We start from the raw sequence: 24,613 nt of genomic DNA, 5'->3' as shown, positions 1-24,613 counted from the left end.
TTACGCCGCCTTCGCGAGCAGGCTCGCTCCCACAGTTGATCGAGTTGAATCACAATTTTGTGATCGACACAGATCCAATGTGGGAGCGAGCCTGCTCGCGAAGGGCCAGCACAAACACCCACCAAGTCAGGGCAACAACAGTGCACCCTCAGGTCAGCCGCGAGCCTTGTCGATCAGCTCGATGTACTCGGCGGCGTTGCGTTGATCCTTGATCAGGGCGACGAAATCATTGCCGTGCTCATCCTTGCCGTCCAGCTCATAGCCGGCTTCGACAAAGAACGTCAGAAAACGCTCGAAGTCATCGATACGCAGGCCGCGGTAGGCCTTGATCAGTTTGTGCAGCGACGGTGAAGTGGCGTCGACCGGTTCAAAATCGAGGAACAGTTTGATCTGCGCATCGCCGATCTCGTCACCAATCACTTGCTTCTTATCTTTACGCATTGCCGACTCCAGCTCGCAGACATTTCACGGGGCGGGCAGTTTACCCCCGCCTTAGCGCCGGGCTCAACGCGGACGAACGCTGCCTGTGTGCAAATCGGCCCAGATATGGCCGTTGGCGTAGCTGAGGAACTGGCAATACACCGTGTCGTTGCGCAACAAGTCGATCACCACCCGGTACTGAGCCAGCGGGTAATAGAGCGTCAGGGTTTTGCTTCTTTCGTCGTAGATCGGCTTTTTCAGGCTTTTGCTTTCGCCATCGAAATTGACCAACACCTGGCTGATGGTCGCGCCCTTGTTCAAGGATTTACCCTTGAGGCGGATCAGCAATGGCGATGTGACCGGGATCGGCTGTTGGTTGGACTGGCGCTGACTGCCGATTACCACGGAATAGTCGGTGACCTGCAACAGTTGTTGCTGCTCGGGTTCGGCGTCACGCAGGGTCAGGTCGTCCGGGGGCAAAAACTGCGCGTGCATTGGCGCCGGCGCGGCGGCCAGGGGCAGGCTGAGGGTCAGCAACAGGGCGGCGCAGCTGCGGATCAAAAGGCTCATGACAGGCTCCGGGGGCGGGGCCGAGCACTCTAGCATGAGGATCAACCGGGCGAATAACCGATCCAGGTCAATACTCTTGAAGACAAGGCTGGGCATACTGAAAGAGCTTTCAGCCCTATTTCGACAGTGCGCCGTCTATTGTGGAGTACCCATGTCTTTCTCCATTCCCCCGTTGTTCGCCGCTTGGCGTCAGACCTGGCGCGCAGGTTATAGCCTCAGACGCTTGCGCGGCGATATCAGTGCCGGGGTGACGGTAGGGATTATCGCCATCCCTCTGGCCATGGCCCTGGCGATTGCGGTGGGGGTAGCACCCCAGCAAGGTCTGTATACGGTGCTGATTGCCGCGCCCCTGATCGCCCTGACGGGAGGCTCGCGCTTCAATGTCAGCGGGCCGACAGCCGCGTTCGTGGTGATACTGCTGCCGATCACCCAACAATATGGTCTGGGTGGCCTGCTGCTGTGCACCATGCTTGCCGGGGCAATCCTGATTGCCTTGGGGCTGATTCGGGCCGGACGGCTGATTCAGTACATTCCTTATCCGGTGACCCTGGGCTTTACCGCCGGGATCGGCATTGTCATCGCCACACTCCAACTAAAGGATTTGCTGGGCCTGAGTACCACCGGGCATGCCGAACATTACATCGAGCAATTAGGCGGGGTGCTCCAGGCGTTACCCAGCGCTCGTCTGGGGGACGGGATCATCGGTGTCATGTGCCTGGCGGTTCTGATCGTCTGGCCGCGTTTTGTGCCGAGGATTCCGGGGCATCTGGTGGCGCTGGCCGTCGGCGCATTGCTGGGGGCGGCACTGGAAAGCGGCGGGTTACCGGTTGCGACGCTGGGGGAGCGCTTCAGCTATATCGTCGATGGCATCAGCCATCCCGGCATACCGCCGTTTCTGCCGAGCTTCGACTGGCCGTGGAATCTGCCGGGGCCCTACGGCCAGCCGCTGCACCTGTCTTACGACCTGATCCGCCAATTAATGGCGCCAGCCTTTGCCATCGCCATGCTCGGTGCCATCGAATCATTGTTGTGCGCGGTGGTGGCCGATGGCATGACGGGCAGCAAACACGACCCCAACGCCGAACTCCTGGGTCAAGGCCTGGGCAATCTGGTCGCACCGCTGTTCGGCGGCATTACCGCCACCGCGGCAATCGCCCGCAGCGCCACCAACGTGCGCAGCGGAGCGTTTTCACCATTGGCGGCGATTATCCACAGTGCGGTGGTGTTGCTGGCGATACTCGCCCTCGCGCCCCTGTTCAGCTACTTGCCGATGGCGGCGCTGGCGGCATTGCTGGTGATGGTGGCGTGGAACATGAGCGAAGCCCGACACGTCATGCACACCTTGCGTATTGCACCGCGCAGCGATGTGCTGGTCTTGCTGACCTGCCTGAGCCTGACAGTGCTGTTCGACATGGTACTGGCCGTCGCTGTCGGCCTGCTGCTGGCCGCCGGGTTGTTCATCAAGCGCATGAGCGACCTCACGGACACCGCCGAACTGCCTCGCGAGTTCCATCAAGCCTTACAGGATATGCCGGAGCATGTTCGTTGCTATGCGATACGCGGGCCGCTGTTTTTCGGTGCTGCGGAAAAAGCCCTGGGCGTACTGCGCAAATTCAGCCCGGAGGTCAAAGTGGTGATCGTCGAGATGAGTGCCGTGCCCATGCTGGACATGACGGCGCTGGCGGCCTTCGACAATATCCTCAGGGATTACCGCACCGACGGCATCGGCCTGATTCTGGTCGGAACCGCTCCACGGGTACGCCTGAAACTCAGGCGCGCGGGCATCCATCGGGAACAGCGCCAGTTGGCCTACGTGAACAACCTGGAACAAGCTCGACGCAAAAGCGAACACTGGGTTGCCGGACAGGACTGAGCGCGCAGTTCAAGCAAACTGCGCACGCATCCCGATGTGAGGCCTGGCGGCCAATCGCCCCCAGACAGTCATCCTGTTTACATGCCTTTAACGGCAAAAATCCCGTTGGCGTTACGCCAGTAGCCTTTGTAGTCCATGCCGTAACCGAAGATGTAACGGTCGATGCATGGCAGGCCGACGAAATCGGCTTTCAGGTCCGGGCGGGCCTTGCGGTCGTGGTCCTTGTCGATCAGCACGGCGGTGTGCACTTTGCGCGCGCCGGCGTGTTTGCAGAAGTCGATGATCGCGCCCAGGGTGTGACCTTCGTCAAGGATGTCGTCGATGATCAGCACGTCACGGTCGATGAACGAAACTTCCGGCTTGGCTTTCCAGAACAGCTCGCCACCGCTGGTTTCGTTGCGATAACGGGTGGCGTGCAGGTAGGACGCTTCAAGCGGGAAGTTCAGATGCGTCAGCAGCTTGCCGGAGAAAATCAGCCCGCCATTCATCACGCAGAACACTACCGGATTGCTCTCAGCCAGCTGATCGTTGATTTGCGCACCGACGCGGGCGATGGCCGCCTCGACTTCAGCTTCGGTGTACAGGCAGTCAGCCTCTCGCATGATTTGACGGATATGCTCGAGATCAGCGGACATGGCGTTCTCCAAGGGGGAAATTAGGGGGGGACGTAGTCACGAAAAGCGGGCAAAGGTACGCATCAAGCGAGGCCAGATCAAGCGTTTGTGGACTAACGTTCTATATGTCTATAGGACAACACCCTCGGTTAGATTAATCTAGGCCGGTTTTTTTGCCCGCCGCCGGAGCCTTTTCCCATGCCCATCCGTGAGATCCGCCATCCGCTGATCCGTCATAAACTTGGCCTTATGCGCCGCGCCGACATCAGCACGAAGAATTTCCGTGAGCTCGCTCAGGAAGTCGGTGCCCTGCTGACCTATGAGGCCACCAAAGACCTGCCGCTGGAAAGCTACGACATCGAAGGCTGGTGCGGCACGGTGTCGGTCGAGAAAATCGCCGGCAAGAAGATTACCGTGGTGCCGATCCTGCGTGCCGGTATCGGCATGCTCGAAGGCGTGCTGAGCCTGATCCCGGGCGCCAAGGTCAGCGCCGTGGGCGTGGCCCGCAACGAGGAAACCCTCGAAGCCCACACCTACCTGGAAAAACTGGTGCCGGAAATCGACGAGCGCCTGGCGATGATCATCGACCCGATGCTCGCCACCGGCGGCTCGATGGTCGCCACCATCGATTTGCTGAAGAAGGCCGGCTGCAAGGACATCCGCGCGATGGTGCTGGTTGCCGCCCCCGAAGGCATCGCCGCTGTAGAGAAGGCTCACCCGGACGTGACCATCTACACCGCTTCCATTGACCAGAAACTGAACGAACACGGTTACATCATCCCAGGCTTGGGCGATGCCGGTGACAAGATCTTCGGCACCAAGCAGAAGGACGCGTGACCATGCAGCAAGAGTTCAACGATCCGCTCTGGCGCACAGTGCTGTCGGGTGCGCAGATGCTGTTCGTGGCCTTTGGCGCGTTGGTGTTGATGCCATTGATTACCGGCCTCGACCCGAACGTGGCGCTGTTCACCGCAGGCCTTGGGACGATTCTGTTCCAGATCGTCACCGGGCGTCAGGTGCCGGTGTTCCTGGCCTCGAGCTTTGCCTTCATCACGCCGATCATTCTCGCCAAGGGCCAGTTTGGCCTGGCGGCGACCATGGGCGGTGTGATGGCGGCCGGTTTCGTCTACACCTTCCTCGGCCTTGCCGTGAAGATCAAAGGCACCGGGTTCATCGACCGCTTGCTACCACCGGTGGTGATTGGCCCGGTGATCATCTCCATCGGCCTGGCCATGGCGCCGATCGCCGCCAACATGGCGATGGGCAAGGCCGGCGACGGCACGGAGCTGATTCCTTACCAGACGGCGATGTTGATCTCGATGCCGGCGCTGCTGACCACCCTGATCGTCGCGGTGTTCGGCAAAGGTATTTTCCGCCTGGTGCCGATCATCTCCGGTGTGCTGGTGGGTTTCGCCATGGCGTTCTATTTCGGGGTGGTCGATACCGCGAAAATTGCTGCCGCACCGTGGTTCGCGATTCCACACTTCACGGCGCCGGAATTCAACTGGCAGGCCATTCTGTTCATCGTTCCGGTGGCCCTCGCGCCAGCGATCGAACACATTGGCGGCGTGATTGCAGTCGGTAGCGTGACTGGTCGCGATTACCTGAAAAAGCCCGGCCTGCACCGCACCCTGCTCGGCGATGGCATTGCCACCACCGCAGCCGGCCTGTTCGGCGGCCCGCCCAACACCACCTACGCCGAAGTGACTGGCGCGGTGATGCTGACTAAAAACTACAACCCGAAAATCATGACCTGGGCGGCAATCTTTGCGATCAGCCTGGCGTTCATCGGCAAGTTCGGCGCACTGCTGCAAAGCATCCCGGTACCGGTAATGGGCGGGATTCTCTGCCTGTTGTTCGGTTCGATCGCGGCGGTGGGGATGAACACCATGATTCGCCACAAGATCGACCTGGGCGAAGCACGCAATCTGGTGATTGTCTCGGTGACGCTGGTGTTCGGGATTGGCGGCATGTTGGTCGGCACCGGTACCGGCCCGGACGATTTCGGCCTCAAAGGCATCGCGCTGTGTGCGGTGGTGGCGATTGCGCTGAACCTGTTACTGCCGGGCAATGACAGCTGGAAGCACAAGCGGGCGGATGAGCCGCTGATCTAAGCAGGTCTCAAGAACGCCATCGCGGGCAAGTCGGACCTCCGCACCGCCGCTCCCACAAGGTCAGCGCAATACCTGTGGGAGCGGGCTTGCCCGCGATGCTTTTAAAGCGCCAACGGTGCCCGTTCACACAAGGTGCTCAACGCCTTGGTCCACTGCGGATGATCGTTGAGGCACGGCACCAATACCAACTCCTCCCCTCCCGCTTCGCGGAACTGCTCCCGCCCACGATCACCAATCTCTTCCAGTGTCTCGATGCAATCGGCGACGAACGCCGGGCACATCACCAGAACTTTCTTCACACCGCTCTTGGCCAACTCATCGAGGCGCGCTTCGGTGTAGGGTTCGATCCACTTGGCTCGCCCCAGACGCGACTGGAACGACACCGACCACTTGCCGTCCGGCAAGCCCAGGCGCTGGGCAAACTCGGAAGCGGTGCGCAGGCATTGGGCGCGGTAGCAGGTGGTTAATACTTCCGGTGAAGCGTTCTGACAGCAATTATCGCTTTTAAAGCAATGATGACCGGTGGGGTCGATCTTGGTCAGGTGCCGTTCCGGCAAGCCATGGAAACTCAGCAGCAGGTGATCGTAATCCTGCAGCAGATAAGGCTTGGCACTGGCGACCAAGGCCTCGAGGTATTCCGGCTGATCGTAGAACGGCTGAAGAATCGAGAATTGCACATCGAGGTTATTATTTCGCACCACGCGCCTGGCTTCTTCGATCACCGTGGTCACGGTGCTGTCGGCGAACTGCGGATAGAGCGGCGCCAAGGTTATTTTTTTGTGCCCCTGGGCAGCCAGCCGCACCAGTGTCGATTCAATCGACGGCTCGCCGTAACGCATCGCCAGTTCCACCGGCCCCTGAGTCCATTGGGCGGTCATGGCCTGTTGCAAGCGACGGCTGAGCACCACCAGTGGCGAGCCCTCCTCCCACCAGATCGAAGCATAGGCGTGGGCCGACTGCTCTGGACGCCTGATCAGAATCAACGACACCAGCAAACGCCGCACCGGCCATGGCAGGTCGATCACATACGGGTCCATCAGAAATTGATTGAGGTAGCTGCGCACATCCGCCACCGAGGTGGAAGCGGGTGAACCCAGGTTGACCAGAAGCAACGCGTGATCGGTCATGCAACGTCCTATTTCTTAAGGCGGCTGGACAGATCGTCCAACGCCGCGCGCAAATCAGTGAACTGGAAAGTGAAGCCCGCTTCCAGCAAGCGAGCCGGCATGGCCTTCTGGCCACCCAGCAGCAACAATGACAACTCGCCCAGGCCCACCTTCAACACGAAGGTTGGCATCGGCATGAACGCCGGACGATGCAACACGCTACCCAACGTTTGGGCAAATTCGCGATTGCGCGCCGGCTTGGGCGCGCAGGCATTATATGGACCGCTGGCCTCATTGCGATGCAGAAGAAAATCAATCAGGGCGATTTGATCCTTGATATGAATCCACGGCATCCACTGCCGACCATTGCCGAGCGGCCCGCCCAGCCCCAGTTTGAACGGCAACAATAGCCGCGACAAAAAGCCGCCCTCGGCGGACAGCACCAACCCGGTACGAATGAGGATCACGCGAATGCCCAAGGCTTCGGCGCGTTGCGCGGTTTCTTCCCAGGCGATGCACAACTGGCTGGCGAAATCATCGATGACCGGCGGAGATTTTTCAGTCAACTCCCGCTCGCCACCGTCGCCGTACCAACCGATCGCCGAGCCGGAAATCAGCACCTGCGGTTTCTGCTCGCGGCTTTCGAGCCAGGCCAGCAGCTTTTCGGTCAGGGTGATCCGGCTGCTCCACAACAACGCTTTGCGTTTATGGGTCCAGAGCCGATCGGCGATCGGGGCGCCCGCGAGGTTGATAATGGCATCCACCGGTTCTTGACCCAGGTCCTCGAGCCGTGCGACTCCACGTACCTGAGTGCCACAGACTTTGGCGACTTTCGCAGGCGTGCGGCTCCAGACCGTCAGGCGATGCCCCTGACTCAACCAGTGTTGGCAGAGTTGACGTCCTATCAAACCAGTACCGCCGGTCAGCAATATGTGCATGACATCTTCCTCGCGTGGCGTTTTACCCTGATCACTAGTCTATTTTTATAAGCAGGGATCTTTGGTATCGGGCAGGCTCTGTGTCTAACAATAGGTCAAGCTGTCAGAACGAGAACGCTAAAAGTTATACCAAAAAACAATATTGTACAGGTTTGAACCACGGCGTAGTCTGTACAGAAAGGTAAACGAGGCCCCTATGACTGTACCTATCGCAATCATCGGCACCGGCATCGCCGGGCTCTCAGCCGCCCAGGCCCTTACGGAGGCCGGGCATGTCGTTCAACTTTTCGATAAAAGCCGCGGCAGTGGCGGACGCATGTCGAGCAAGCGCAGCGATGCGGGTGCTCTGGACATGGGCGCGCAATATTTCACCGCCCGCGACCGTCGCTTCGTCACGGAAGTCCAGCGCTGGCAAGCCAACGGCTGGGTCGCCGTATGGACGCCGCAGCTCTATACCTTTCACGGCGGCCAGCTCAGACCTTCGCCGGACGAACAGACACGCTGGGTCGGCACACCACGCATGAGCGCGATCACGCGCGGCCTGCTCGGTGATCTGGAAGTGCATTTCGCCTGCCGCATCACCGAGGTCTATCGCGGTGAAGAACACTGGCACCTGCAAGACGCCGAGGGTTTCACTCACGGCCCGTTCAGCCATGTCGTCATCGCCACGCCCGCCCCTCAGGCGACCGCACTGCTGGCGGCCGCGCCGAAGCTCGCCGGAGCCGCCGCCGGGGTAAAAATGGAGCCTACCTGGGCCGTCGCCCTGGCTTTCGACACGCCACTGGAAACCGCCATCGAAGGTTGCTTCGTACAGGACAGTCCTCTTGACTGGCTGGCGCGCAACCGCAGCAAACCGGGACGCGACACCACCCTCGATACCTGGGTGCTGCACGCCACCAGCGCCTGGAGCCGGCAACATATCGACCTGCCCAAGGAAGCGGTGATCGAGCAATTGCACGGTGCCTTTGCCGAACTGCTGCACGACGCCATGCCTGCTCCGACGTTCAGCCTCGCTCATCGCTGGCTTTACGCCCGACCGGCCAGCAGCCATGAATGGGGAGCCCTGGCCGATGCTGATCTGGGACTGTATGTGTGCGGCGACTGGTGCCTGTCCGGCCGTGTCGAAGGCGCCTGGCTCAGTGGTCAGGAAGCAGCCCGTCGTCTGCATGAGCACCTGCAGTGAATTGAATCAAGTCCAGTCCATTGCTGCTGTCGAGATGGGCTGCAGCCCCGCAAAAAACTTATACAAAAAAATTGACTTGTACACCTTCGAATCTATGATGAAGTCATGTTGTACAGATCTGGATTCGAGACGCTCCTATGCCTGCACAGTCGACGACCCAACCGAAAATCGCCATCAGCGCCTGCTTGATGGGGGCCGAGGTGCGCTACAACGGCGGGCACAAGGCATCACCACTGTGCAGCCGCATCCTCTCTGATTATTTCGATTTCGTCCCGGTGTGCCCGGAAGTCGCCATTGGCCTGGGTATCCCTCGCGAACCGATCCGCCTGGTCGGCAACCCCGAACATCCGGAGGCTGTCGGCACCGTCCACCCGGAGATCAACGTCACCCGGCCGCTGGCCGAGTTTGCGCAAAAAATGGCAGTGGAACTGGGCGACATCTGCGGCTATATCTTCATGCAGAAATCCCCTTCGTGCGGGCTGGAACGGGTCAAGGTCTACCACGCCAACGGCACGCCAGTGGACGGCGGTAGCCGTGGCATCTACGCCCAAGCCTTCTGCGCGTTGCATCCAGATTTACCAGTGGAAGAAGACGGCCGCCTCAATGACCCGGTGCTGCGGGAAAACTTCCTCACCCGCGTGTTCGCTTACAGCGCCTGGCAGCAGTTGCTGCACACAGGCCTGACCCGACGCAGACTCACTGACTTTCACTCGCGCTACAAATACCTGTTGATGGCCCACAACCCGGTGCAATACAAAACCCTGGGCAACTTGCTGGGCAACATGGGCCAGACCGATCTCGACGTGCTCGGCCCGCGCTATTTCAGTGAGCTGATGGCGGCCCTGAAAAAATGCGCCACGCGCCGCACCCACACCAATGTGCTGCAGCACCTCTGCGGCTATCTCAAACAAGCCATCAGCCCTGAAGACAAACAGGAAGTGCAGCACGTCATCGGCCAGTATCGCCAGGGCATCGTGCCGCTGGTGGTGCCATTGACGTTGCTCAAACACTACTTTCGCCAACACCCGGATCCATACATTGCACAACAGGTTTACCTGCAACCGCATCCGGAAAACCTCAGCCTGCGAAACGCGATTTAATGAAAAGCCCACCGGATACCAGCGCCAGCGAAGACCTTGGCACCGACTTCAAGAAGGCCCTTGATGCTGGTTGGCTGCCCATTCGTGAAGTGGCCCGGCAAACCGGGGTCAATGCCGTCACCTTGCGCGCCTGGGAACGGCGCTATGGGCTAATCGTGCCGCAGCGTACGCCCAAGGGGCATCGGCTGTTCCGTGCCGAACACGTTCAACGGATCCTGACGATCCTCACCTGGCTCAATCGCGGCGTGGCTGTCAGCCAGGTCAAACAACTGCTCGACACGCCTCAGGGGCTTACCGAACCCGTTGGGAACGATTGGCTGGTGCTGCGCCAGATACTGCTGCAAGCGGTCACTCAGCTAGCCGAACGCACCCTCGATGACACGGTGAATCAGGCGATGGCGCTGTATCCGCCACGTACCTTGTGTGAACGACTGTTGATGCCGTTGCTGGCGGAACTGGAACAACGCTGGCAAGGCCAGTTCGGCGCACAGATGGAGCGGGTGTTTGTTTATTCCTGGTTGCGCAGCAAATTCGGCGCGAGGGTCTACCATAACAACCGGCAGTTACGCACCGCGCCGCTGCTGCTGATCAATCATTCGGACCTGCCGCTGGAGCCTCATCTGTGGCTCACGGCCTGGCTGATCAGCAGTACCGATTGCCCAGTGGAAGTTTTCGACTGGCCACTCCCGGCCGGCGAATTGACACTGGCGGTTGATCACCTGCAAGCCCGCGGCGTACTGCTGTATTCCAGCAAAGCCATGAATCTTTCGCAGTTGCCGAAACTTCTGAACGGCATCAGTTGCCCAAAAATGATCGCCGGACCAACGGTATGCATTCACCACTCCGAGTTGTCCGCAAGAACCACCGCCATTGCTGATTTGTCCCTGGCCGAAGATCCCTTGTCGGCCCATCAGGGCCTGATTCAGCGTGGGCTTATTTAATGGCGAATTTGTAATGAATCGTGCGGACACCCCCCTGCAATTGATCTGGCTGCGCAGCGACTTGCGTGTGCACGACAACACCGCCCTCTCGGCCGCTGCCGCCCGCGGCCCGAGTGTGGCGGTGTATTTGCTGAGTCCGCAGCAATGGCTTGCGCATGACGACGCGCCGTGCAAAGTGGATTTCTGGCTGCGTAACCTGAGCGAATTACGCCAGGCGCTGGACGCACTGAACATCCCGCTGCTGATTCGTAAAGCGTCCCGCTGGGATGAGGCACCGAAGGTCCTGCTCGATCTCTGCCAGCAATTGAAGATCGACGCAGTGCACGCAAACGAGGAGTACGGCACTCATGAAACCCGTCGCGATGCGGCGGTGGCCCAAACGCTGAAAGCCTGGGGCATCGACTTTTACAGCTATCTCGATCAACTGCTGTTCAAGCCGGGCACCGTACTGACCAGAACCGGCACTTACTTCCAGGTCTTCAGCCAGTTTCGCAAGGTCTGCTACGAACGGCTGCACGCGTCATTACCCAGACTGGTCGCTGCACCCACTGCCCAGGCTCCGCTCGATATAGACCACGACGAACCACCCTCCCGTGTCGAGGGTTTCGATACACCCTGCGACCGCTTGCGTGCTCTCTGGCCGGCCGGCGAAACCGAAGCCCGACGCCGCCTCGACACCTTTGCCGACGCACAGATCGACCATTACCACAGCGAACGCGACTTCCCGGCAAAACCCGGCACCAGCCAGCTCTCGGCCTATCTCGCCGCCGGGGTCCTTTCCCCTCGTCAGTGTCTGCACGCCGCGCTACGAAGCAATCAGGGGGAGTTTCAAAGCGGCAAGGTCGGTGCCGTCACCTGGATCAACGAACTGCTGTGGCGCGAGTTCTACAAACACATTCTGGTGGGCTACCCACGGGTTTCCCGGCACCGCGCCTTCCGCCCGGAAACCGAAGCCCTGGCCTGGCGTGACGCCCCGGAAGAACTCAAGGCCTGGCAGCAAGCCCGTACCGGCTTTCCGATCATTGACGCCGCCATGCGCCAATTGCTGGAAACCGGCTGGATGCACAACCGCTTGCGCATGGTGGTGGCAATGTTCCTGACCAAAAACCTGCTGATCGACTGGCGTGAAGGCGAACGCTTTTTCATGCAACATCTGATTGACGGCGACCTGGCGGCGAACAACGGCGGTTGGCAGTGGAGTTCATCCACCGGCACCGATTCGGCACCCTACTTCCGGATTTTCAACCCGCTGAGCCAGTCGGAAAAGTTCGATGCTGAAGGAGTGTTCATCAAGCATTGGTTACCGGAGCTCAACGAACTGAATAAAAAAGACCTGCACAACCCGGCGAGTCTCGACGGATTGCTCGGCGTAAGGGATTATCCACCGCCGATCGTCAACCTGAGCACTTCCCGCGAACGAGCACTGGCCGCGTATAAGAGCCTGCCGTCGCGACAAGGTTGATCGCAACGTAATTATTTTGATACCGGAGCGTTGCCTTATGAACACTCATTGGTATTGAGCCAAAAAAAACTGCCTAATAAAAAGGAATTTTGGATGAGTCTTACACCGCCAAGGCGATATTGGTTGACCGGAGCCAGCAATGGTATTGGTGCCGCGCTGGCCGAAGAAATACTCAAATCAGGTGCTCATCTGGCCGTCAGCTCCCGCTCGATGGCACCATTGAAAGCCCTGTCTCAGCGTTATCCCGGACAAGTGCTGATGGTTGCGGGGGATTTGACCAACGGCCAAAGAGTGCGCGAAATCGGCGAGCAAATTGCCAAGGAATGGGGTTCTCTGGACACCATGATCCTTAACGCAGGCACCTGCGAATACGTCAACGCCAATCAGTTCGACTCATCCATCATCGAGCACATCGTGCGTACCAACCTGCTTGCCAGCAGTTATTGCATCGCAGCCGCCCGGCCCCTGCTGCGGGCGGGTACGGCGCCGCATCTGGTGGGCATGGCCAGCTCGGTAACCTGGCTGCCCCTGCCCCGGGTCGAATCCTATGGTGATTCAAGGGCCGGGTTGCGTCATCTATTGGAGTCCACGCGCATCGACATGGCTGCGGACAACATCGAAATGACGGTGGTCAGCCCAGGTTTTATCGATACCCCCCTGGACGAGGCTCCGATACACCTCAACTGGTCGGCGGGCAAAGTTGCGCGATACCTCTTCGACAGGCTCAGGTATCGTCCACTGGAGATCAGCTTACCGGAGCTGATCATGCCCGTCCTTTGGCCTCTGCCGCAAAAGCCCCACCAGCCCGCACTGGCAATCGGCACGCGCATGGCGCGAAGCAAGCCGCCGATCGAGGATCTGCCGTGAAGCCTGAGCGTCCGTCAGGCCTTTCACACAGCGTGGGCGCGCTGCCTTACACTGCGCGCCATGAAAACCATTCCTCACACACAAATCGCCGAGCCTGCGGTCACCTGCTCGACTTGCGCAGCCTGCTGCTGCCAGCTTGAAGTCATGCTGATCACCGACACCGGAGTGCCCGAGCGTTTTATCGATACAGACGATTGGGGTGGGGAAGTCATGCTGCGACTGGATGACGGCTGGTGCGCCGCGCTGGATCGCAACAGCATGATGTGCACCATCTACGAAAAACGTCCGCTGATCTGCCGGGAATTCGAAATGGGCGCACCGGAATGCATCAGCGAACGCCAGGGAATTGCGACGGCGTATCGGTGAACCTCAGACCACCGAAGATTCAATGTGGGAGCGGGCTTGCTCGCGAAGACGGACTATCAGTCAACATTAGTGTTGAATGTTAAATCGCATTCGCGAGCAAGCCCGCTCCCACACTGAAGGTGCAGTGCTGCCTACAAGGGCATTGTGTAATGCAATGCGTAACTTTCTACACCGTCGTTCGGATTGCTGAGCCCGGCATTGGAGTAGTGGGTGGCGCGAATCCCGACTTCATGTCCGCCGGCAAAGCGCAAACCAAACCCGAAACGGTCTTCGAACTGAAAGGCACTGCCGAGCCTGTTATCTTCGAGTTCGGTGTTGGCGAACACCGCGATGCCGATACCCGCTTCAACATAGGGTCTGATGGTCTGACCGGCAAACTCGTACACCAACACCGGCGAGAACGACAAACTGTGATTGCTCGCTGTTTTGTCGCCATCCCAGTAGGTGTAAGCGCCGCTCCAGTAGCCGGTCAAGCGTCCGATGTCACTCTGCAACCAGCTCTTGTCCCAGTCGAATTGCATGCCCAGTCGGTAGGTCATGGTCGAATCGCTGGTCTGGCCGACCCCGAACTCCACCCCCGCCGCCTGCGCGGTAAAACTGTGCCCCATCAACGCGGTCGCAATCGCGGCCAAGCAGAATAGTCGCTTCATTAGAAACATCCTTTTCCGAACAATTTAGTATGGTTTTTATGCTGCTCAACAAACAAAGCCATGCAGTCGCCGTTTAATCAGAAGCTCCCCCCAATTATTCGTTTGCTACGCATCTCTACCCTTCGAAGCTTCGCACAACACCAGACATATTCCACAGTATCGGCAAGATATTTCTGAAATGCGCAGGATCGGCACTCGACCAGAACTGTGCGGCGCGGGCAGGCCCCTCGGCCAGCAACTCACGCTCGGCCAACAGACGCTGAAGTTGCCGCGCCACAGCGGCACCGGTATCGATCAGGCTGATGCCCTGCGGGAGCATTTGCTTAAGCAGTGGCTTTAGAAAGGGATAATGCGTGCAGCCCAGAATGATTGTGTCTGCACCTGCAGCCAGCAACGGCTCGACATACCCTTGCAGCAACTGACGCAATGTCTCGCTGTGCAAATCGCCATTTTCAATTAGCTCCACCAGCCCGGGGCACGGCTGAGTAATCACCCGTACATCAGTGGCGAAACGATCGAGCAAGGCAGCAAACTTGGCACTCTGCAAAGTACCGGTGGTGGCGAGCACGCCGACCACACCGCTGCGCGTCGCCGCAGCGGCCGGTTTGACCGCGGGCTCCATGCCAACGATGGGCCACTCGGGGAAATCGCGCCGCAAGTCCGCAACACCAGCCACTGTCGCGGTGTTGCAAGCCAGCACCAGTGCCTTGGCGCCCTGCTGCTGAAAGAATTGCGCCATGACACTGCAACGCTGGCGGATGAATGACGGGGTTTTCTCGCCGTAGGGAATATTCCCGCAATCGCCGAAATACAACAGAGACTCGTTGGGTAGCAGACGCTGGATCTCGGCCAGCACCGACAGCCCACCGACACCGGAGTCGAACACGCCGATCGGCGCTTCACGCATGGCGCGACCCGCAGACGCTGCAGCCCGGATCACGCTTGACCCGCAATTCACGGAAGCGTGAGCCCAAGGCATCGACCAATAACAGGCGCCCCACCAGCGGCTCGCCGAACCCCACCAGCAGTTTCAGCGCTTCCAGCGCCTGGAGGCTGCCGACCAACCCGACCAAAGGACCGACGACGCCCGCCTCGCTGCAGGTCAACTCGGCTTCGCTGCCGTGCCCGTACAAACAGTGGTAGCACGGGCTTTCTGGACGACGAGGGTCGAATACTGACAATTGCCCTTCGAGGCGAATCGCCGCACCGCTGACCAGCGGCTTGCGCGCGGCCACACATGCGGCGTTGACCGCCTCGCGGGTGGAGAAATTGTCGGAACAGTCCAGCACCAGATCCACCGCAGCAACGGCGGCGGCCAGCGAATCCTCGTCCAATGCAGTGCGATGGGCGATTAGCTGAATCTCGGGATTGATCGCGGTCAGGCGACGGATCGCCGAATCGACCTTGCTCAGGCCGACGCTGTCGGTGTCATGAACGATCTGGCGTTGCAGATTGGTCAGGTCGACCGTGTCGAAGTCCGCCAGATGCAACTCACCGACGCCGGCTGCGGCCAGATACAGCGCAACCGGCGAACCGAGGCCGCCGAGGCCGACAATCAGTACACGGCTTTCTTTGAGCCGTAATTGGCCGTCGATGTCGACGTGTTGCAGCAGAATCTGCCGGCTGTAACGCAGCAACTCCTGATCATTCAGCACGGCAAGCGCCCCAGACTGATGCGTTGGTGACCGCCCAGATCGGTACGGCTGTGGACCTCTTCAAAGCCGCGGGTCAGCAGCAAATCGCGCACCGCGCAAGCTTGATCGTAACCGTGCTCGAGCATCAACCAGCCACCCGCTTCAAGATAATCCGGTGCCTGGGCGACGATCAGACGCAGATCGTCCAGCCCATCGACGCCCGCCACCAGGGCACTGGCCGGCTCAAAGCGCACATCGCCCTCCACCAGATGCGGATCGGTCGACGCGATGTAAGGCGGATTGCTGATGATCAGTTGAAAACGCTGGCCTTCCAAAGCGCTGAACCAATGGCTGCTCGATACCGTGGCATTGTTCAGGTTCAAGCGCTGACGATTGCGCTCGGCCAGGGCCACGGCTTCCAGCACGCGATCCACGGCGGTGACCTTCCAGGCCGGACGCTCGCTGGCCAGCGCCAGGGCGATGGCACCACTGCCGGTGCCCAGATCGAGCACCTTGGCCGGGGTGGCCGGCAACAGTTCCAACGCAGCTTCCACCAGCAATTCAGTGTCGGGACGCGGAATCAGCGTGTGGGGCGCGACTTCCAGGTCGAGCTTCCAGAAGCCTTGCTGACCCAGAATATAGGCCACTGGCTCACCGCTACGGCGGCGCTGCAAATACTCGGCAAACTTCAGTGCCGCTTCGCTCGGGACGATACGCTCAGGCCAGGTGTGCAGAAAGCTGCGGGACTTGCCCAAGGCAGCCGCCAGCAGCAATTCGGCATCCAGACGCGCGGTGGGCGAATCAGGTAAATCGGCGGCGCGCAGCAAACTGGCAATGATCGTCATTTACTCACCTATCGCTGCCAATTGATCGGCCTGGTACTCGGCCAGCAACGGTTCGATCACCGCATCCACGCCGCCCGCGAGAATTTCGTCGAGCGAATACAGCGTCAGGTTGACCCGATGGTCGGTGACCCGGCCTTGGGCGAAGTTGTAGGTACGGATCCGCTCGGAGCGGTCACCGGAACCGACCAGCAATTTACGCTCGCTGGCGATGGCATTGGCCGCCGCGCTGGTCTGTTGGTCATTGAGCTTGGCCGACAGCCAGGACATTGCCCGGGCACGGTTCTTGTGCTGAGAACGTTCTTCCTGGCATTCGACGACAATACCGGATGGCAAGTGGGTGATACGGATTGCCGAGTCGGTCTTGTTGACGTGCTGACCACCGGCACCGGAGGAGCGATAGGTATCGACCCGCAGATCCGCCGGGTTGATCTCGATGGCTTCCTGCTCGTCCGGCTCGGGCAACACGGCTACGGTGCAGGCTGAGGTGTGGATGCGGCCTTGAGATTCAGTGGCCGGAACCCGTTGTACGCGGTGCGCACCGGATTCGAACTTCAGCTTGCCGTAGACATTCTCGCCTTCGACCCGGGCAATGACTTCTTTATAGCCGCCGTGTTCGCCCTCGTTCTCCGAGAGTATCTCTACCCGCCAGCCACGCCGCTCGGCATAACGCGAATACATGCGGAACAGGTCGCCGGAGAAAATTGCCGCTTCGTCGCCGCCGGTACCCGCGCGGATTTCCAGGAACACGTTACGACCGTCGTTCGGATCCTTGGGCAGCAGCATGCGTTGCAGGCTGGCTTCGAGTTCGATCAAGCGTTCCTTGGCTTCGCGGACTTCTTCCACGGCCATTTCACGCATGTCCGGGTCGCTGTCCTTGAGCAGTGCCTGGGCGCCTTCGAGGTCGCCCTGCACTTTGAGAAGCTGTTTATAAGTGTCGACGATCGGCTCGACTTCCGCATATTCCTTGGAATAGGTACGGAACTTGTTCTGATCGGAAATGACTTCGCCATCGCCAAGCAGGGCGGTCAATTCCTCGAAACGGTCCTGGAGGATGTCCAGCTTATTGAGCAGTGACGCTTTCATTGCGTTTTTTTATCCGAAAAGCTATCCGATGAGCCCTCACCGAGGGCAAAGAGTTCCTGGGCCATGGCCAGCGCATCGAGGCGGCCTTCGGCAGAAAGCTTTTTCAATTGCACGCTCGGTGCGTGCAAGAGTTTGTTGGTCAGGCCACGGGCCAGTTGCACCAGCACGTCCTCGGCGCTGCTGCCATTGGCGAGCATGCGTTGGGCTTTGAGCAACTCTTCGTCGCGCATGCGCTCGCTTTGTTGACGATAGGCCTTGAGCACATCCACCGCCGCCAGTTCGCGCAGGCGAACCATGAAATCTTCGGCACCGACCGACACCATCTCTTCGGCGGCCTGGGCAGCGCCCTGACGGCTCTTGAGGTTCTCGGCGACCACTTCGTGGAGATCGTCGACGCTATACAGGTAAACATCGTCCAACTCGCCGACTTCCGGCTCGATATCCCGAGGGACGGCGATATCCACCATGAAGATCGGCTTGTGCTTGCGCAATTTCAAGGCACTTTCCACCGCGCCTTTACCGAGAATCGGCAACTGGCTGGCGGTGGAACTGATGACGATGTCGCTGCGCACCAGTTCTGCCGGGATATCCGAGAGCAGCACCGCGTGGGCACCGAACTGCTCGGCCAGCGTGCTCGCGCGCTCCAGTGTGCGGTTGGCGACCACGATTCGCTTCACACCCAGTTCATGCAAATGGCGGGCAACCAGGGTGATGGTCTCACCAGCGCCGATCAGCAAAGCCTGGCTGCGTTGCAAATCACTGAAAATCTGTTTCGCCAGGCTGACCGCGGCAAACGCCACGGACACTGGGTTTTCACCGATGGCAGTGTCGGTTCGCACCTGTTTGGCCGCATTGAACGTGGCCTGGAACAAACGCCCGAGCAGCGGACCAATGGTGCCGGCTTCGCGGGCCACGGCGTAAGCCGACTTCATCTGACCGAGAATCTGCGGTTCGCCCAACACCAGCGAATCAAGGCCGGAGGCGACCCTCATCATGTGACGAACTGCCGCATCGTCTTCATGCACATAAGCACTCGCGCGCAGCTCATCGAGGCTCAAATGATGATAATCGGCCAGCCAGCGCAACACGATGTCAGCCGAAAGGTGATCCTGTTCTATATACAGTTCACTGCGATTGCAGGTGGAGAGGATCGCAGCTTCGCGGCTGTCGGTGAGTCGGCAGAGCTGCTGCAAGGCCTCAACCAGCTGCTCAGGGGTAAAGGCCACGCGCTCGCGGACGTCTACTGAAGCAGTCTTGTGGTTAATACCGAGTGCAAGGAAGGCCATTCAAGGTCGCTGATGGTGACGTGAAGCCGACAATTGTCCTACTTCGACAGAGCCAGAACAACCACTCGATATCTATCGTCTTGGTAGACATCCCCACTGGCTGCGATCTGTTCTTATTCACACTGGCGACGGGCTTCTGTAGGCGCTGCCGAAGGCCGCGATCTTTTGCCGTTAAAAGAGCAAGATCAGAAGATCGCAGCCTTGGGCAGCGCCTACAATGGCATCGCCCCGCGATTATCAGGTACAAGGCCGAAAGATCGAGCATTGGGCTCGCGGGTAAATTGGCCGGGCGGTTATGTTTGGCCCAAGGCTTGTGTCATGATGATCCGACCGCAGGTTAGTCGTCCTCTTCCTATATGAATAGATCTTCCGCGTTGCTCCTCGCTTTTGTCTTCCTCAGCGGCTGCCAGGCCTTGGCACCCGTTTCGTCGGACGGTACGCCGCCGGTCGAAGACAGCACTCCGGCCCCTGAAAAGCCCAAGGTTTACAGCTCGTTCAGTGAGGAAACCGTCTTTAGCCTGTTGAGCGCCGAACTGGCTGGCCAGCGCAATCGTTACGACATTGCCCTGGACAACTACGTAACCCAGGCCATCAATACTCAGGATCCCGGCGTCTCCGAGCGGGCATTTCGCATTGCCGAGTACCTGGGCGCCGATCAGGCCGCCCTCGACACGGCGCTGATCTGGGCAAAAAACGCTCCGGACGATCTTGAAGCGCAACGGGCGGCTGCCGTGCAACTTGCCCGCGCCGGGCGTTACGACGACTCCATGGTCTATATGGAGAAAGTCCTGCAAGGCAAAGGCGACACGCATTTCGACTTCCTCGCCCTGTCCGCGGCCGATACCGACCAGGAAACGCGCAACGGCCTGATGAAAGGTTTTGATCGCTTGTTGCAACGTCACCCGCATAACAATCAGCTGATTTTCGGCAAAGCCTTGCTGTTGCAACAGGACGGCGATGCCAAAGGCGCACTGACCCTGCTCGAAGACAACCCGCCGGACGAGGGCGAAATCGCGCCGATTCTGCTGCGCGCGCGCCTGCTGCAAGGGCTCAGCCGTGGCGATGAAGCCTTGCCGCTACTGCAAAAAAGCATCAAGAAGTACCCGGACGACAAACGCCTGCGCCTGACCTACGCGCGCATGCTAGTTGAACAGGATCGCATGGACGACGCCAAAGTCGAGTTCTCAAGCCTGGTTCAGCAATACCCGGAAGACGACGAGCTGCGTTACTCCCTGGCCCTGGTTTGCCTGGAAGCCAAGGCCTGGGACGAGGCCAAAGGTTACCTGCAAGACTTGATCGCTCGGGAAAGCCACGTTGATTCGGCACACCTGAATCTGGGGCGTATCGCTGAAGAGCGTAACGACCCTCAAGGCGCGCTGATCGAGTACGCCCAGGTCGGGCCGGGCAACGATTACCTGCCGGCTCAATTGCGTCAGGCCGATATTCTGATGAACAACGGCAGGACCGCCGAAGCCCAAAGCCGTCTGGCGGCCCAGCGGGACGAGCAACCCGATTATGCGATCCAGTTGTACCTGATCGAAGTCGAAACCCTGTCTGCCAATAAACAGGGCGACAAGGCCTGGAAAGTCTTGCAGCAAGCCCTGCAGAAATACCCGGACGATCTGAATCTGCTGTATACCCGGGCCATGCAGGCGGAAAAACGCAATGACCTGGCGCAGATGGAAAAAGACCTGCGACTGATCATCAAGCGCGACCCGGACAACGCGATGGCGTTGAACGCCCTCGGCTACACCCTGTCCGACCGCACCACGCGCTACGCCGAAGCCAAGGCCCTGATCGAACAGGCGCACCAGCTCAACCCGGAAGACCCGGCCGTTCTCGATAGCCTCGGCTGGGTGAATTTCCGCCTGGGCAATCTCGATGAAGCCGAGCGCTATTTGCGCCAGGCGCTGGAACGCTTCCCCGACCAGGAAGTCGCCGCTCACCTGGGCGAAGTCCTGTGGGCCAACGGCAAACAGCGCGAAGCCAAGCAAATCTGGAGCAAGTTCCTCAAGGAACAGCCCGACAGCCCTACCCTGCGCAGCACCATCAAGCGCCTGACCGGATCAGAGACTCTTTAAGATTATGTTTTTGCGCCACTTCATCGTTTTCAGCTTCATCGCCCTGCTCGCCGGTTGCGCGGGCTTCGGTGCCCGTGAATCGGTCGGGGGGCACGGTAATCCGGCCCAATGGCGTGAGCACAAACAGCAACTGACCGCCCTCGATGGCTGGCAGATCAACGGCAAGATCGGCATCCGCGCGCCAAAAGACTCGGGCAGCGGCACCTTGTTCTGGCTGCAGCGCCAGGACTACTACGATATCCGCCTCTCCGGCCCGCTGGGTCGTGGCGCAGCCCGCTTGACCGGTCGCCCCGGCAAAGTCTCGCTGGAAATCGCCAATCAGGGCCGTTATGACGCGCCGACTCCGGAAGCCCTGGTCGAAGAGCAACTGGGCTGGAAATTGCCGGTTTCCCATCTGGCATGGTGGGTTCGCGGGCTCCCGGCCCCGGACAGCAAAAGCCGCCTGACCCTTGACGTCGACAGCCGCCTGGCCAATCTCGAACAGGATGGCTGGCAGGTCGAGTACCTGAGCTATGCCGAGCAAAACGGCTACTGGCTGCCTGAGCGGATCAAACTGCACGGCACCGACCTTGATGTCACGCTGGTGATCAAGGAATGGCAACCACGCAAACTGGGGCAGTGAACATGACTGCGCCACGCCTGACATTGCCCTCACCCGCCAAGCTCAACCTGATGCTGCACATCCTCGGTCGCCGTGAAGACGGTTACCACGAGCTGCAAACGATTTTTCAGTTTCTCGACTACGGCGATGAAATCACCTTCGCCGTTCGCGATGATGGCGTGATTCGGTTGCACACCGAATTCGACGGTGTTCCTCACGACAGCAATCTAATTGTTCGAGCCGCAAAAAAACTTCAGGAACAATCCGGTTGCTCGCTGGGCATCGACATCTGGATCGAAAAAATCCTGCCCATGGGCGGCGGAATCGGTGGAGGCAGTTCGAATGCGGCCACCACGTTGCTAGGCCTCAATCATCTCTGGCAACTGGGTTGGGATGAGGATCGGCTGGCTTCTCTGGGCCTGACGCTGGGCGCCGACGTCCCGGTTTTCGTGCGTGGCCACGCGGCTTTCGCCGAGGGTGTGGGGGAAAAACTCACACCTGTAGAACCCGAGGAACCGTGGTATCTGGTGCTGGTGCCGCAAGTATCTGTAAGTACAGCAGAAATTTTTTCAGATCCGCTGTTGACACGTAACTCTCCTCCCATTAAAGTGCGCCCCGTTCCCAAGGGAAACAGTCGAAATGACTGCTTGCCGGTGGTAGCAAGGCGTTATCCAGAGGTACGTAACGCATTGAATTTGTTAGGTAATTTTACCGAAGCAAAACTCACCGGAACTGGAAGTTGTGTGTTTGGGGGCTTCCCAAGCAAAGCTGAAGCTGATAAAGTCTCGGCCCTTCTTACAGAGACCCTTACAGGGTTTGTAGCAAAAGGAAGCAACGTTTCGATGTTGCATCGCAAGCTGCAAAGTCTGCTCTAAAGGAACCGATTACTGGGTAATCGTTGCAACAGATACAGGGGCGTCGCCAAGCGGTAAGGCAGCAGGTTTTGATCCTGCCATGCGTTGGTTCGAATCCAGCCGCCCCTGCCATTTTCCTATACTCATCCAGGTTACCCTCAGCCTTCAGGTACTGCGCGTGTCCAAGATGATGGTCTTTACGGGGAACGCTAACCCCGATCTGGCTCGGCGTGTCGTACGTCAGCTGCATATCCCTCTCGGTGACATCTCTGTCGGTAAATTTTCCGACGGCGAAATTACAGCCGAGATCAATGAAAACGTCCGCGGTAAAGATGTCTTCATTATTCAGCCGACTTGCGCTCCGACCAACGATAACCTGATGGAACTGGTAGTGATGGCTGATGCCTTCCGCCGCTCCTCGGCTACTCGTATCACTGCTGTTATTCCTTACTTTGGTTATGCCCGTCAGGATCGCCGTCCGCGTTCCGCACGTGTGGCTATCAGCGCGAAAGTCGTTGCTGACATGCTTACCGTAGTCGGCATCGACCGTGTTCTCACGGTTGATCTGCATGCTGACCAAATCCAGGGTTTCTTCGATATTCCGGTAGATAACATCTACGGCTCCCCGGTTCTGGTGGATGACATTGAAGATCAGCGCTTCGAAAACCTGATGATCGTGTCCCCGGACATTGGTGGCGTCGTGCGTGCACGGGCTGTTGCCAAATCCCTGGGCGTGGATCTCGGGATCATCGACAAACGCCGTGAGAAAGCCAATCACTCTGAAGTGATGCATATCATCGGTGATGTCGAAGGGCGTACCTGTATTCTGGTCGATGACATGGTCGATACCGCCGGCACTCTGTGCCACGCGGCCAAGGCCTTGAAAGAGCATGGCGCTGCCAAGGTTTTCGCCTACTGCACGCACCCTGTGCTGTCGGGTCGGGCGATCGAAAACATTGAGAATTCCGTGCTGGACGAGCTGGTGGTGACGAACACCATCCCGCTGTCCGCTGCAGCACAAGCCTGTGCGCGTATCCGCCAACTGGATATCGCACCGGTAGTTGCCGAGGCGGTCCGCCGCATCAGCAATGAAGAATCGATCAGTGCGATGTTCCGTTAAGGGCCCTGCCCTTTTCAAAACATCTCGTTGACGAAAAGCGCCCCGCCCCGGCATTCCTGTCGGGGCGGGGCTTTTTTGCCCATATCGCCTTTAGCGCTGGTCGCAAACGCTGGGGCGAATGTGGTTATTTTGGAGATACAACATGAACGATTTTACTCTGAATGCTGAAGTGCGTTCCGACCTGGGGAAAGGTGCGAGCCGCCGCCTGCGTCGTCTCGCAAGCCTGGTTCCAGCTGTAGTTTACGGTGGCGAAAAAGCCCCTGAATCCATCAGCATGCTGGCTAAAGAAGTTGCCAAACTGCTCGAAAACGAAGCGGCTTACAGCCACATCATCGAGCTGAACGTTGGCGGCACCAAGCAAAACGTAATCATCAAGGCTCTGCAGCGTCACCCGGCCAAAGGCCACGTGATGCACGCTGACTTCGTACGCGTCGTAGCTGGCCAGAAACTGACCGCTATCGTGCCTGTACACTTCATCAACGAAGCTGCTCCGATCAAGAAAGGCGGCGAAATTTCGCACGTTGTTTCTGAAATCGAAGTTTCGTGCCTGCCAAAAGACCTGCCTGAATTCATCGAAGTTGACCTGGCTGATGCCGACGTCGGCGCGATCATTCACCTGTCCAACCTCAAAGCCCCTAAAGGCGTTGAGTTTGTTGCTCTGGCTCACGGTAACGACCTGGCTGTTGCCAACGTTCACGCTCCACGTGTTGCTCCAGAAGCTGCAGAAGGCGCTGCAGAGTAATTTCACTCTGTACGCCGGAGTGACCGGAAACATCGCGGACTAGAGCGTAGCGAGAAAGCGGGCGAGAACGCGGAGTTTACATCATGGTAAATGAGCACTTGTCGTCCACTTTCGCCGCACCCACTGATTGCGGCGATGTTATCCACCACTTCAAGGAAGGGCC

25 protein-coding genes and 1 tRNA gene are annotated in these 24,613 nt (G+C 59.1%); 15 read left to right on the top strand and 11 right to left on the bottom strand.

All coding sequences use genetic code 11. From position 1 onward, the window contains the following. Positions 1 to 153 precede the first annotated feature (153 nt). Positions 154 to 441, bottom strand: coding sequence for a PA4642 family protein (locus AACY49_RS23030; protein ID WP_258699112.1), 288 nt, complete (start codon positions 439 to 441; stop codon positions 154 to 156). A gap of 63 nt (positions 442 to 504) precedes the next feature. Further along, complete coding sequence (locus AACY49_RS23025; RefSeq protein ID WP_339526637.1) at positions 505 to 990, bottom strand: hypothetical protein; 486 nt, start codon at positions 988 to 990, stop codon at positions 505 to 507. Between the two features lie 151 nt (positions 991 to 1,141). Between AACY49_RS23025 and dauA the strand changes: the two genes are divergently transcribed. Further along, a complete protein-coding gene (dauA, locus tag AACY49_RS23020; protein ID WP_258699110.1) occupies positions 1,142 to 2,863 on the top strand; it encodes a C4-dicarboxylic acid transporter DauA in 1,722 nt (573 codons plus the stop codon). A 77-nt stretch (positions 2,864 to 2,940) separates the two neighbouring features. On the opposite strand, the gene AACY49_RS23015 is transcribed toward dauA, so the two are convergent. Next, positions 2,941 to 3,498: a hypoxanthine-guanine phosphoribosyltransferase gene (locus AACY49_RS23015; RefSeq protein ID WP_258699109.1), complete on the bottom strand. Its 558-nt coding sequence runs from the start codon at positions 3,496 to 3,498 to the stop codon at positions 2,941 to 2,943. A gap of 177 nt (positions 3,499 to 3,675) precedes the next feature. Here AACY49_RS23015 and upp point away from each other — a divergent pair, with 177 nt between their 5' ends. Both upp and AACY49_RS23005 read left to right on the top strand, forming a co-directional pair. Continuing rightward, a complete protein-coding gene (gene upp, locus AACY49_RS23010) occupies positions 3,676 to 4,314 on the top strand; it encodes a uracil phosphoribosyltransferase (protein WP_007939777.1) in 639 nt (212 codons plus the stop codon). A 2-nt stretch (positions 4,315 to 4,316) separates the two neighbouring features. After that, the gene (locus tag AACY49_RS23005; protein ID WP_320393328.1) at positions 4,317 to 5,591 is read left to right on the top strand and encodes a uracil-xanthine permease family protein; all 1,275 of its coding nucleotides are present in this window, start codon (positions 4,317 to 4,319) and stop codon (positions 5,589 to 5,591) included. A 101-nt stretch (positions 5,592 to 5,692) separates the two neighbouring features. On the opposite strand, the gene hemH is transcribed toward AACY49_RS23005, so the two are convergent. Both hemH and AACY49_RS22995 read right to left on the bottom strand, forming a co-directional pair. Further along, entirely contained in the window at positions 5,693 to 6,718 is a 1,026-nt protein-coding gene (hemH, locus tag AACY49_RS23000; RefSeq protein ID WP_339526634.1) for a ferrochelatase, read from the bottom strand. A gap of 8 nt (positions 6,719 to 6,726) precedes the next feature. Further along, complete coding sequence (locus tag AACY49_RS22995) at positions 6,727 to 7,635, bottom strand: TIGR01777 family oxidoreductase (protein WP_339526632.1); 909 nt, start codon at positions 7,633 to 7,635, stop codon at positions 6,727 to 6,729. Positions 7,636 to 7,831: 196 nt separating this feature from the next. Between AACY49_RS22995 and AACY49_RS22990 the strand changes: the two genes are divergently transcribed. From AACY49_RS22990 to AACY49_RS22965, 6 genes are all read left to right on the top strand, one after another. Further along, positions 7,832 to 8,818 (top strand): NAD(P)/FAD-dependent oxidoreductase, encoded by a 987-nt coding sequence (locus AACY49_RS22990; RefSeq protein WP_007905831.1) that lies wholly within the window; start codon positions 7,832 to 7,834, stop codon positions 8,816 to 8,818. A 137-nt stretch (positions 8,819 to 8,955) separates the two neighbouring features. Then, positions 8,956 to 9,918 carry a YbgA family protein gene (locus AACY49_RS22985; protein ID WP_339526630.1) on the top strand — a complete coding sequence of 321 codons (963 nt, stop codon included), beginning with the start codon at positions 8,956 to 8,958 and terminating at the stop codon, positions 9,916 to 9,918. Beyond that, positions 9,918 to 10,859 (top strand): MerR family transcriptional regulator, encoded by a 942-nt coding sequence (locus AACY49_RS22980; protein WP_339526628.1) that lies wholly within the window; start codon positions 9,918 to 9,920, stop codon positions 10,857 to 10,859. Before AACY49_RS22985 ends, AACY49_RS22980 begins: the two co-directional genes overlap by 1 nt. A gap of 34 nt (positions 10,860 to 10,893) precedes the next feature. Beyond that, positions 10,894 to 12,321, top strand: coding sequence for a deoxyribodipyrimidine photo-lyase (phrB, locus tag AACY49_RS22975; protein WP_339526667.1), 1,428 nt, complete (start codon positions 10,894 to 10,896; stop codon positions 12,319 to 12,321). A gap of 93 nt (positions 12,322 to 12,414) precedes the next feature. Then, positions 12,415 to 13,188, top strand: coding sequence for an SDR family NAD(P)-dependent oxidoreductase (locus AACY49_RS22970; RefSeq protein ID WP_258700660.1), 774 nt, complete (start codon positions 12,415 to 12,417; stop codon positions 13,186 to 13,188). Between the two features lie 60 nt (positions 13,189 to 13,248). Then, positions 13,249 to 13,554, top strand: a complete 306-nt coding sequence (locus AACY49_RS22965) for a YkgJ family cysteine cluster protein (RefSeq protein WP_258699103.1) — start codon at positions 13,249 to 13,251, stop codon at positions 13,552 to 13,554. Between the two features lie 131 nt (positions 13,555 to 13,685). Here AACY49_RS22965 and AACY49_RS22960 read toward each other — a convergent pair whose 3' ends face one another. The 6 genes from AACY49_RS22960 to hemA all read right to left on the bottom strand — a co-directional run bounded on the left by AACY49_RS22960 (position 13,686) and on the right by hemA (position 19,052). Further along, positions 13,686 to 14,204 carry an acyloxyacyl hydrolase gene (locus tag AACY49_RS22960; protein ID WP_320393325.1) on the bottom strand — a complete coding sequence of 173 codons (519 nt, stop codon included), beginning with the start codon at positions 14,202 to 14,204 and terminating at the stop codon, positions 13,686 to 13,688. 115 nt (positions 14,205 to 14,319) lie between these two features. Further along, entirely contained in the window at positions 14,320 to 15,111 is a 792-nt protein-coding gene (gene murI, locus AACY49_RS22955) for a glutamate racemase (RefSeq protein ID WP_258699101.1), read from the bottom strand. Then, positions 15,104 to 15,859, bottom strand: a complete 756-nt coding sequence (locus tag AACY49_RS22950) for a molybdopterin-synthase adenylyltransferase MoeB (RefSeq protein WP_258699100.1) — start codon at positions 15,857 to 15,859, stop codon at positions 15,104 to 15,106. The genes murI and AACY49_RS22950 overlap by 8 nt, the downstream gene beginning before the upstream one ends. After that, entirely contained in the window at positions 15,853 to 16,683 is an 831-nt protein-coding gene (gene prmC / locus AACY49_RS22945; protein WP_320393324.1) for a peptide chain release factor N(5)-glutamine methyltransferase, read from the bottom strand. The genes AACY49_RS22950 and prmC overlap by 7 nt, the downstream gene beginning before the upstream one ends. After that, entirely contained in the window at positions 16,684 to 17,766 is a 1,083-nt protein-coding gene (prfA, locus tag AACY49_RS22940; protein ID WP_007939759.1) for a peptide chain release factor 1, read from the bottom strand. Next, positions 17,763 to 19,052, bottom strand: a complete 1,290-nt coding sequence (gene hemA / locus AACY49_RS22935; RefSeq protein ID WP_258699098.1) for a glutamyl-tRNA reductase — start codon at positions 19,050 to 19,052, stop codon at positions 17,763 to 17,765. Before hemA ends, prfA begins: the two co-directional genes overlap by 4 nt. Before the next feature lie 356 nt (positions 19,053 to 19,408). Here hemA and AACY49_RS22930 point away from each other — a divergent pair, with 356 nt between their 5' ends. The 6 genes from AACY49_RS22930 (at position 19,409) to AACY49_RS22905 (ending at position 24,450) form a co-directional block, all read left to right on the top strand. Continuing rightward, entirely contained in the window at positions 19,409 to 21,133 is a 1,725-nt protein-coding gene (locus AACY49_RS22930) for a tetratricopeptide repeat protein (RefSeq protein ID WP_258699097.1), read from the top strand. A gap of 4 nt (positions 21,134 to 21,137) precedes the next feature. Then, positions 21,138 to 21,755 carry a lipoprotein insertase outer membrane protein LolB gene (gene lolB, locus AACY49_RS22925; RefSeq protein ID WP_320393322.1) on the top strand — a complete coding sequence of 206 codons (618 nt, stop codon included), beginning with the start codon at positions 21,138 to 21,140 and terminating at the stop codon, positions 21,753 to 21,755. A gap of 2 nt (positions 21,756 to 21,757) precedes the next feature. Further along, positions 21,758 to 22,609, top strand: a complete 852-nt coding sequence (gene ispE / locus AACY49_RS22920; protein WP_320393321.1) for a 4-(cytidine 5'-diphospho)-2-C-methyl-D-erythritol kinase — start codon at positions 21,758 to 21,760, stop codon at positions 22,607 to 22,609. 36 nt (positions 22,610 to 22,645) lie between these two features. Further along, positions 22,646 to 22,720, top strand: a tRNA-Gln gene (locus tag AACY49_RS22915). Between the two features lie 46 nt (positions 22,721 to 22,766). Then, positions 22,767 to 23,708 carry a ribose-phosphate pyrophosphokinase gene (locus AACY49_RS22910; protein WP_003171603.1) on the top strand — a complete coding sequence of 314 codons (942 nt, stop codon included), beginning with the start codon at positions 22,767 to 22,769 and terminating at the stop codon, positions 23,706 to 23,708. 142 nt (positions 23,709 to 23,850) lie between these two features. Further along, on the top strand, positions 23,851 to 24,450 hold the full coding sequence (locus AACY49_RS22905; RefSeq protein WP_258700658.1) for a 50S ribosomal protein L25/general stress protein Ctc: 600 nt from the start codon (positions 23,851 to 23,853) through the stop codon (positions 24,448 to 24,450). The last annotated feature ends 163 nt before the right edge of the window (positions 24,451 to 24,613 follow it).

It is taken from the genome of Pseudomonas sp. EL_65y_Pfl2_R96 (assembly GCF_963970905.1).
Taxonomy (GTDB): domain Bacteria; phylum Pseudomonadota; class Gammaproteobacteria; order Pseudomonadales; family Pseudomonadaceae; genus Aquipseudomonas.
Note: the sequence above shows the minus strand (reverse complement) of the source record. Positions and strands in the feature narration are given on the sequence as shown.

What these genes read in the sequence shown, in the direction of transcription:
- AACY49_RS23030 (WP_258699112.1), bottom strand. Translation starts at nt 441, where the DNA reads ATGCGTAAAGATAAGAAGCAAGTGATTGGTGACGAGATCGGCGATGCG.
- AACY49_RS23025 (WP_339526637.1), bottom strand. Translation starts at nt 990, where the DNA reads ATGAGCCTTTTGATCCGCAGCTGCGCCGCCCTGTTGCTGACCCTCAGC.
- dauA (WP_258699110.1), top strand. Translation starts at nt 1,142, where the DNA reads ATGTCTTTCTCCATTCCCCCGTTGTTCGCCGCTTGGCGTCAGACCTGG.
- AACY49_RS23015 (WP_258699109.1), bottom strand. Translation starts at nt 3,498, where the DNA reads ATGTCCGCTGATCTCGAGCATATCCGTCAAATCATGCGAGAGGCTGAC.
- upp (WP_007939777.1), top strand. Translation starts at nt 3,676, where the DNA reads ATGCCCATCCGTGAGATCCGCCATCCGCTGATCCGTCATAAACTTGGC.
- AACY49_RS23005 (WP_320393328.1), top strand. Translation starts at nt 4,317, where the DNA reads ATGCAGCAAGAGTTCAACGATCCGCTCTGGCGCACAGTGCTGTCGGGT.
- hemH (WP_339526634.1), bottom strand. Translation starts at nt 6,718, where the DNA reads ATGACCGATCACGCGTTGCTTCTGGTCAACCTGGGTTCACCCGCTTCC.
- AACY49_RS22995 (WP_339526632.1), bottom strand. Translation starts at nt 7,635, where the DNA reads ATGCACATATTGCTGACCGGCGGTACTGGTTTGATAGGACGTCAACTC.
- AACY49_RS22990 (WP_007905831.1), top strand. Translation starts at nt 7,832, where the DNA reads ATGACTGTACCTATCGCAATCATCGGCACCGGCATCGCCGGGCTCTCA.
- AACY49_RS22985 (WP_339526630.1), top strand. Translation starts at nt 8,956, where the DNA reads ATGCCTGCACAGTCGACGACCCAACCGAAAATCGCCATCAGCGCCTGC.
- AACY49_RS22980 (WP_339526628.1), top strand. Translation starts at nt 9,918, where the DNA reads ATGAAAAGCCCACCGGATACCAGCGCCAGCGAAGACCTTGGCACCGAC.
- AACY49_RS22970 (WP_258700660.1), top strand. Translation starts at nt 12,415, where the DNA reads ATGAGTCTTACACCGCCAAGGCGATATTGGTTGACCGGAGCCAGCAAT.
- AACY49_RS22965 (WP_258699103.1), top strand. Translation starts at nt 13,249, where the DNA reads ATGAAAACCATTCCTCACACACAAATCGCCGAGCCTGCGGTCACCTGC.
- AACY49_RS22960 (WP_320393325.1), bottom strand. Translation starts at nt 14,204, where the DNA reads ATGAAGCGACTATTCTGCTTGGCCGCGATTGCGACCGCGTTGATGGGG.
- murI (WP_258699101.1), bottom strand. Translation starts at nt 15,111, where the DNA reads ATGCGTGAAGCGCCGATCGGCGTGTTCGACTCCGGTGTCGGTGGGCTG.
- prmC (WP_320393324.1), bottom strand. Translation starts at nt 16,683, where the DNA reads ATGACGATCATTGCCAGTTTGCTGCGCGCCGCCGATTTACCTGATTCG.
- prfA (WP_007939759.1), bottom strand. Translation starts at nt 17,766, where the DNA reads ATGAAAGCGTCACTGCTCAATAAGCTGGACATCCTCCAGGACCGTTTC.
- hemA (WP_258699098.1), bottom strand. Translation starts at nt 19,052, where the DNA reads ATGGCCTTCCTTGCACTCGGTATTAACCACAAGACTGCTTCAGTAGAC.
- AACY49_RS22930 (WP_258699097.1), top strand. Translation starts at nt 19,409, where the DNA reads ATGAATAGATCTTCCGCGTTGCTCCTCGCTTTTGTCTTCCTCAGCGGC.
- lolB (WP_320393322.1), top strand. Translation starts at nt 21,138, where the DNA reads ATGTTTTTGCGCCACTTCATCGTTTTCAGCTTCATCGCCCTGCTCGCC.
- ispE (WP_320393321.1), top strand. Translation starts at nt 21,758, where the DNA reads ATGACTGCGCCACGCCTGACATTGCCCTCACCCGCCAAGCTCAACCTG.
- AACY49_RS22905 (WP_258700658.1), top strand. Translation starts at nt 23,851, where the DNA reads ATGAACGATTTTACTCTGAATGCTGAAGTGCGTTCCGACCTGGGGAAA.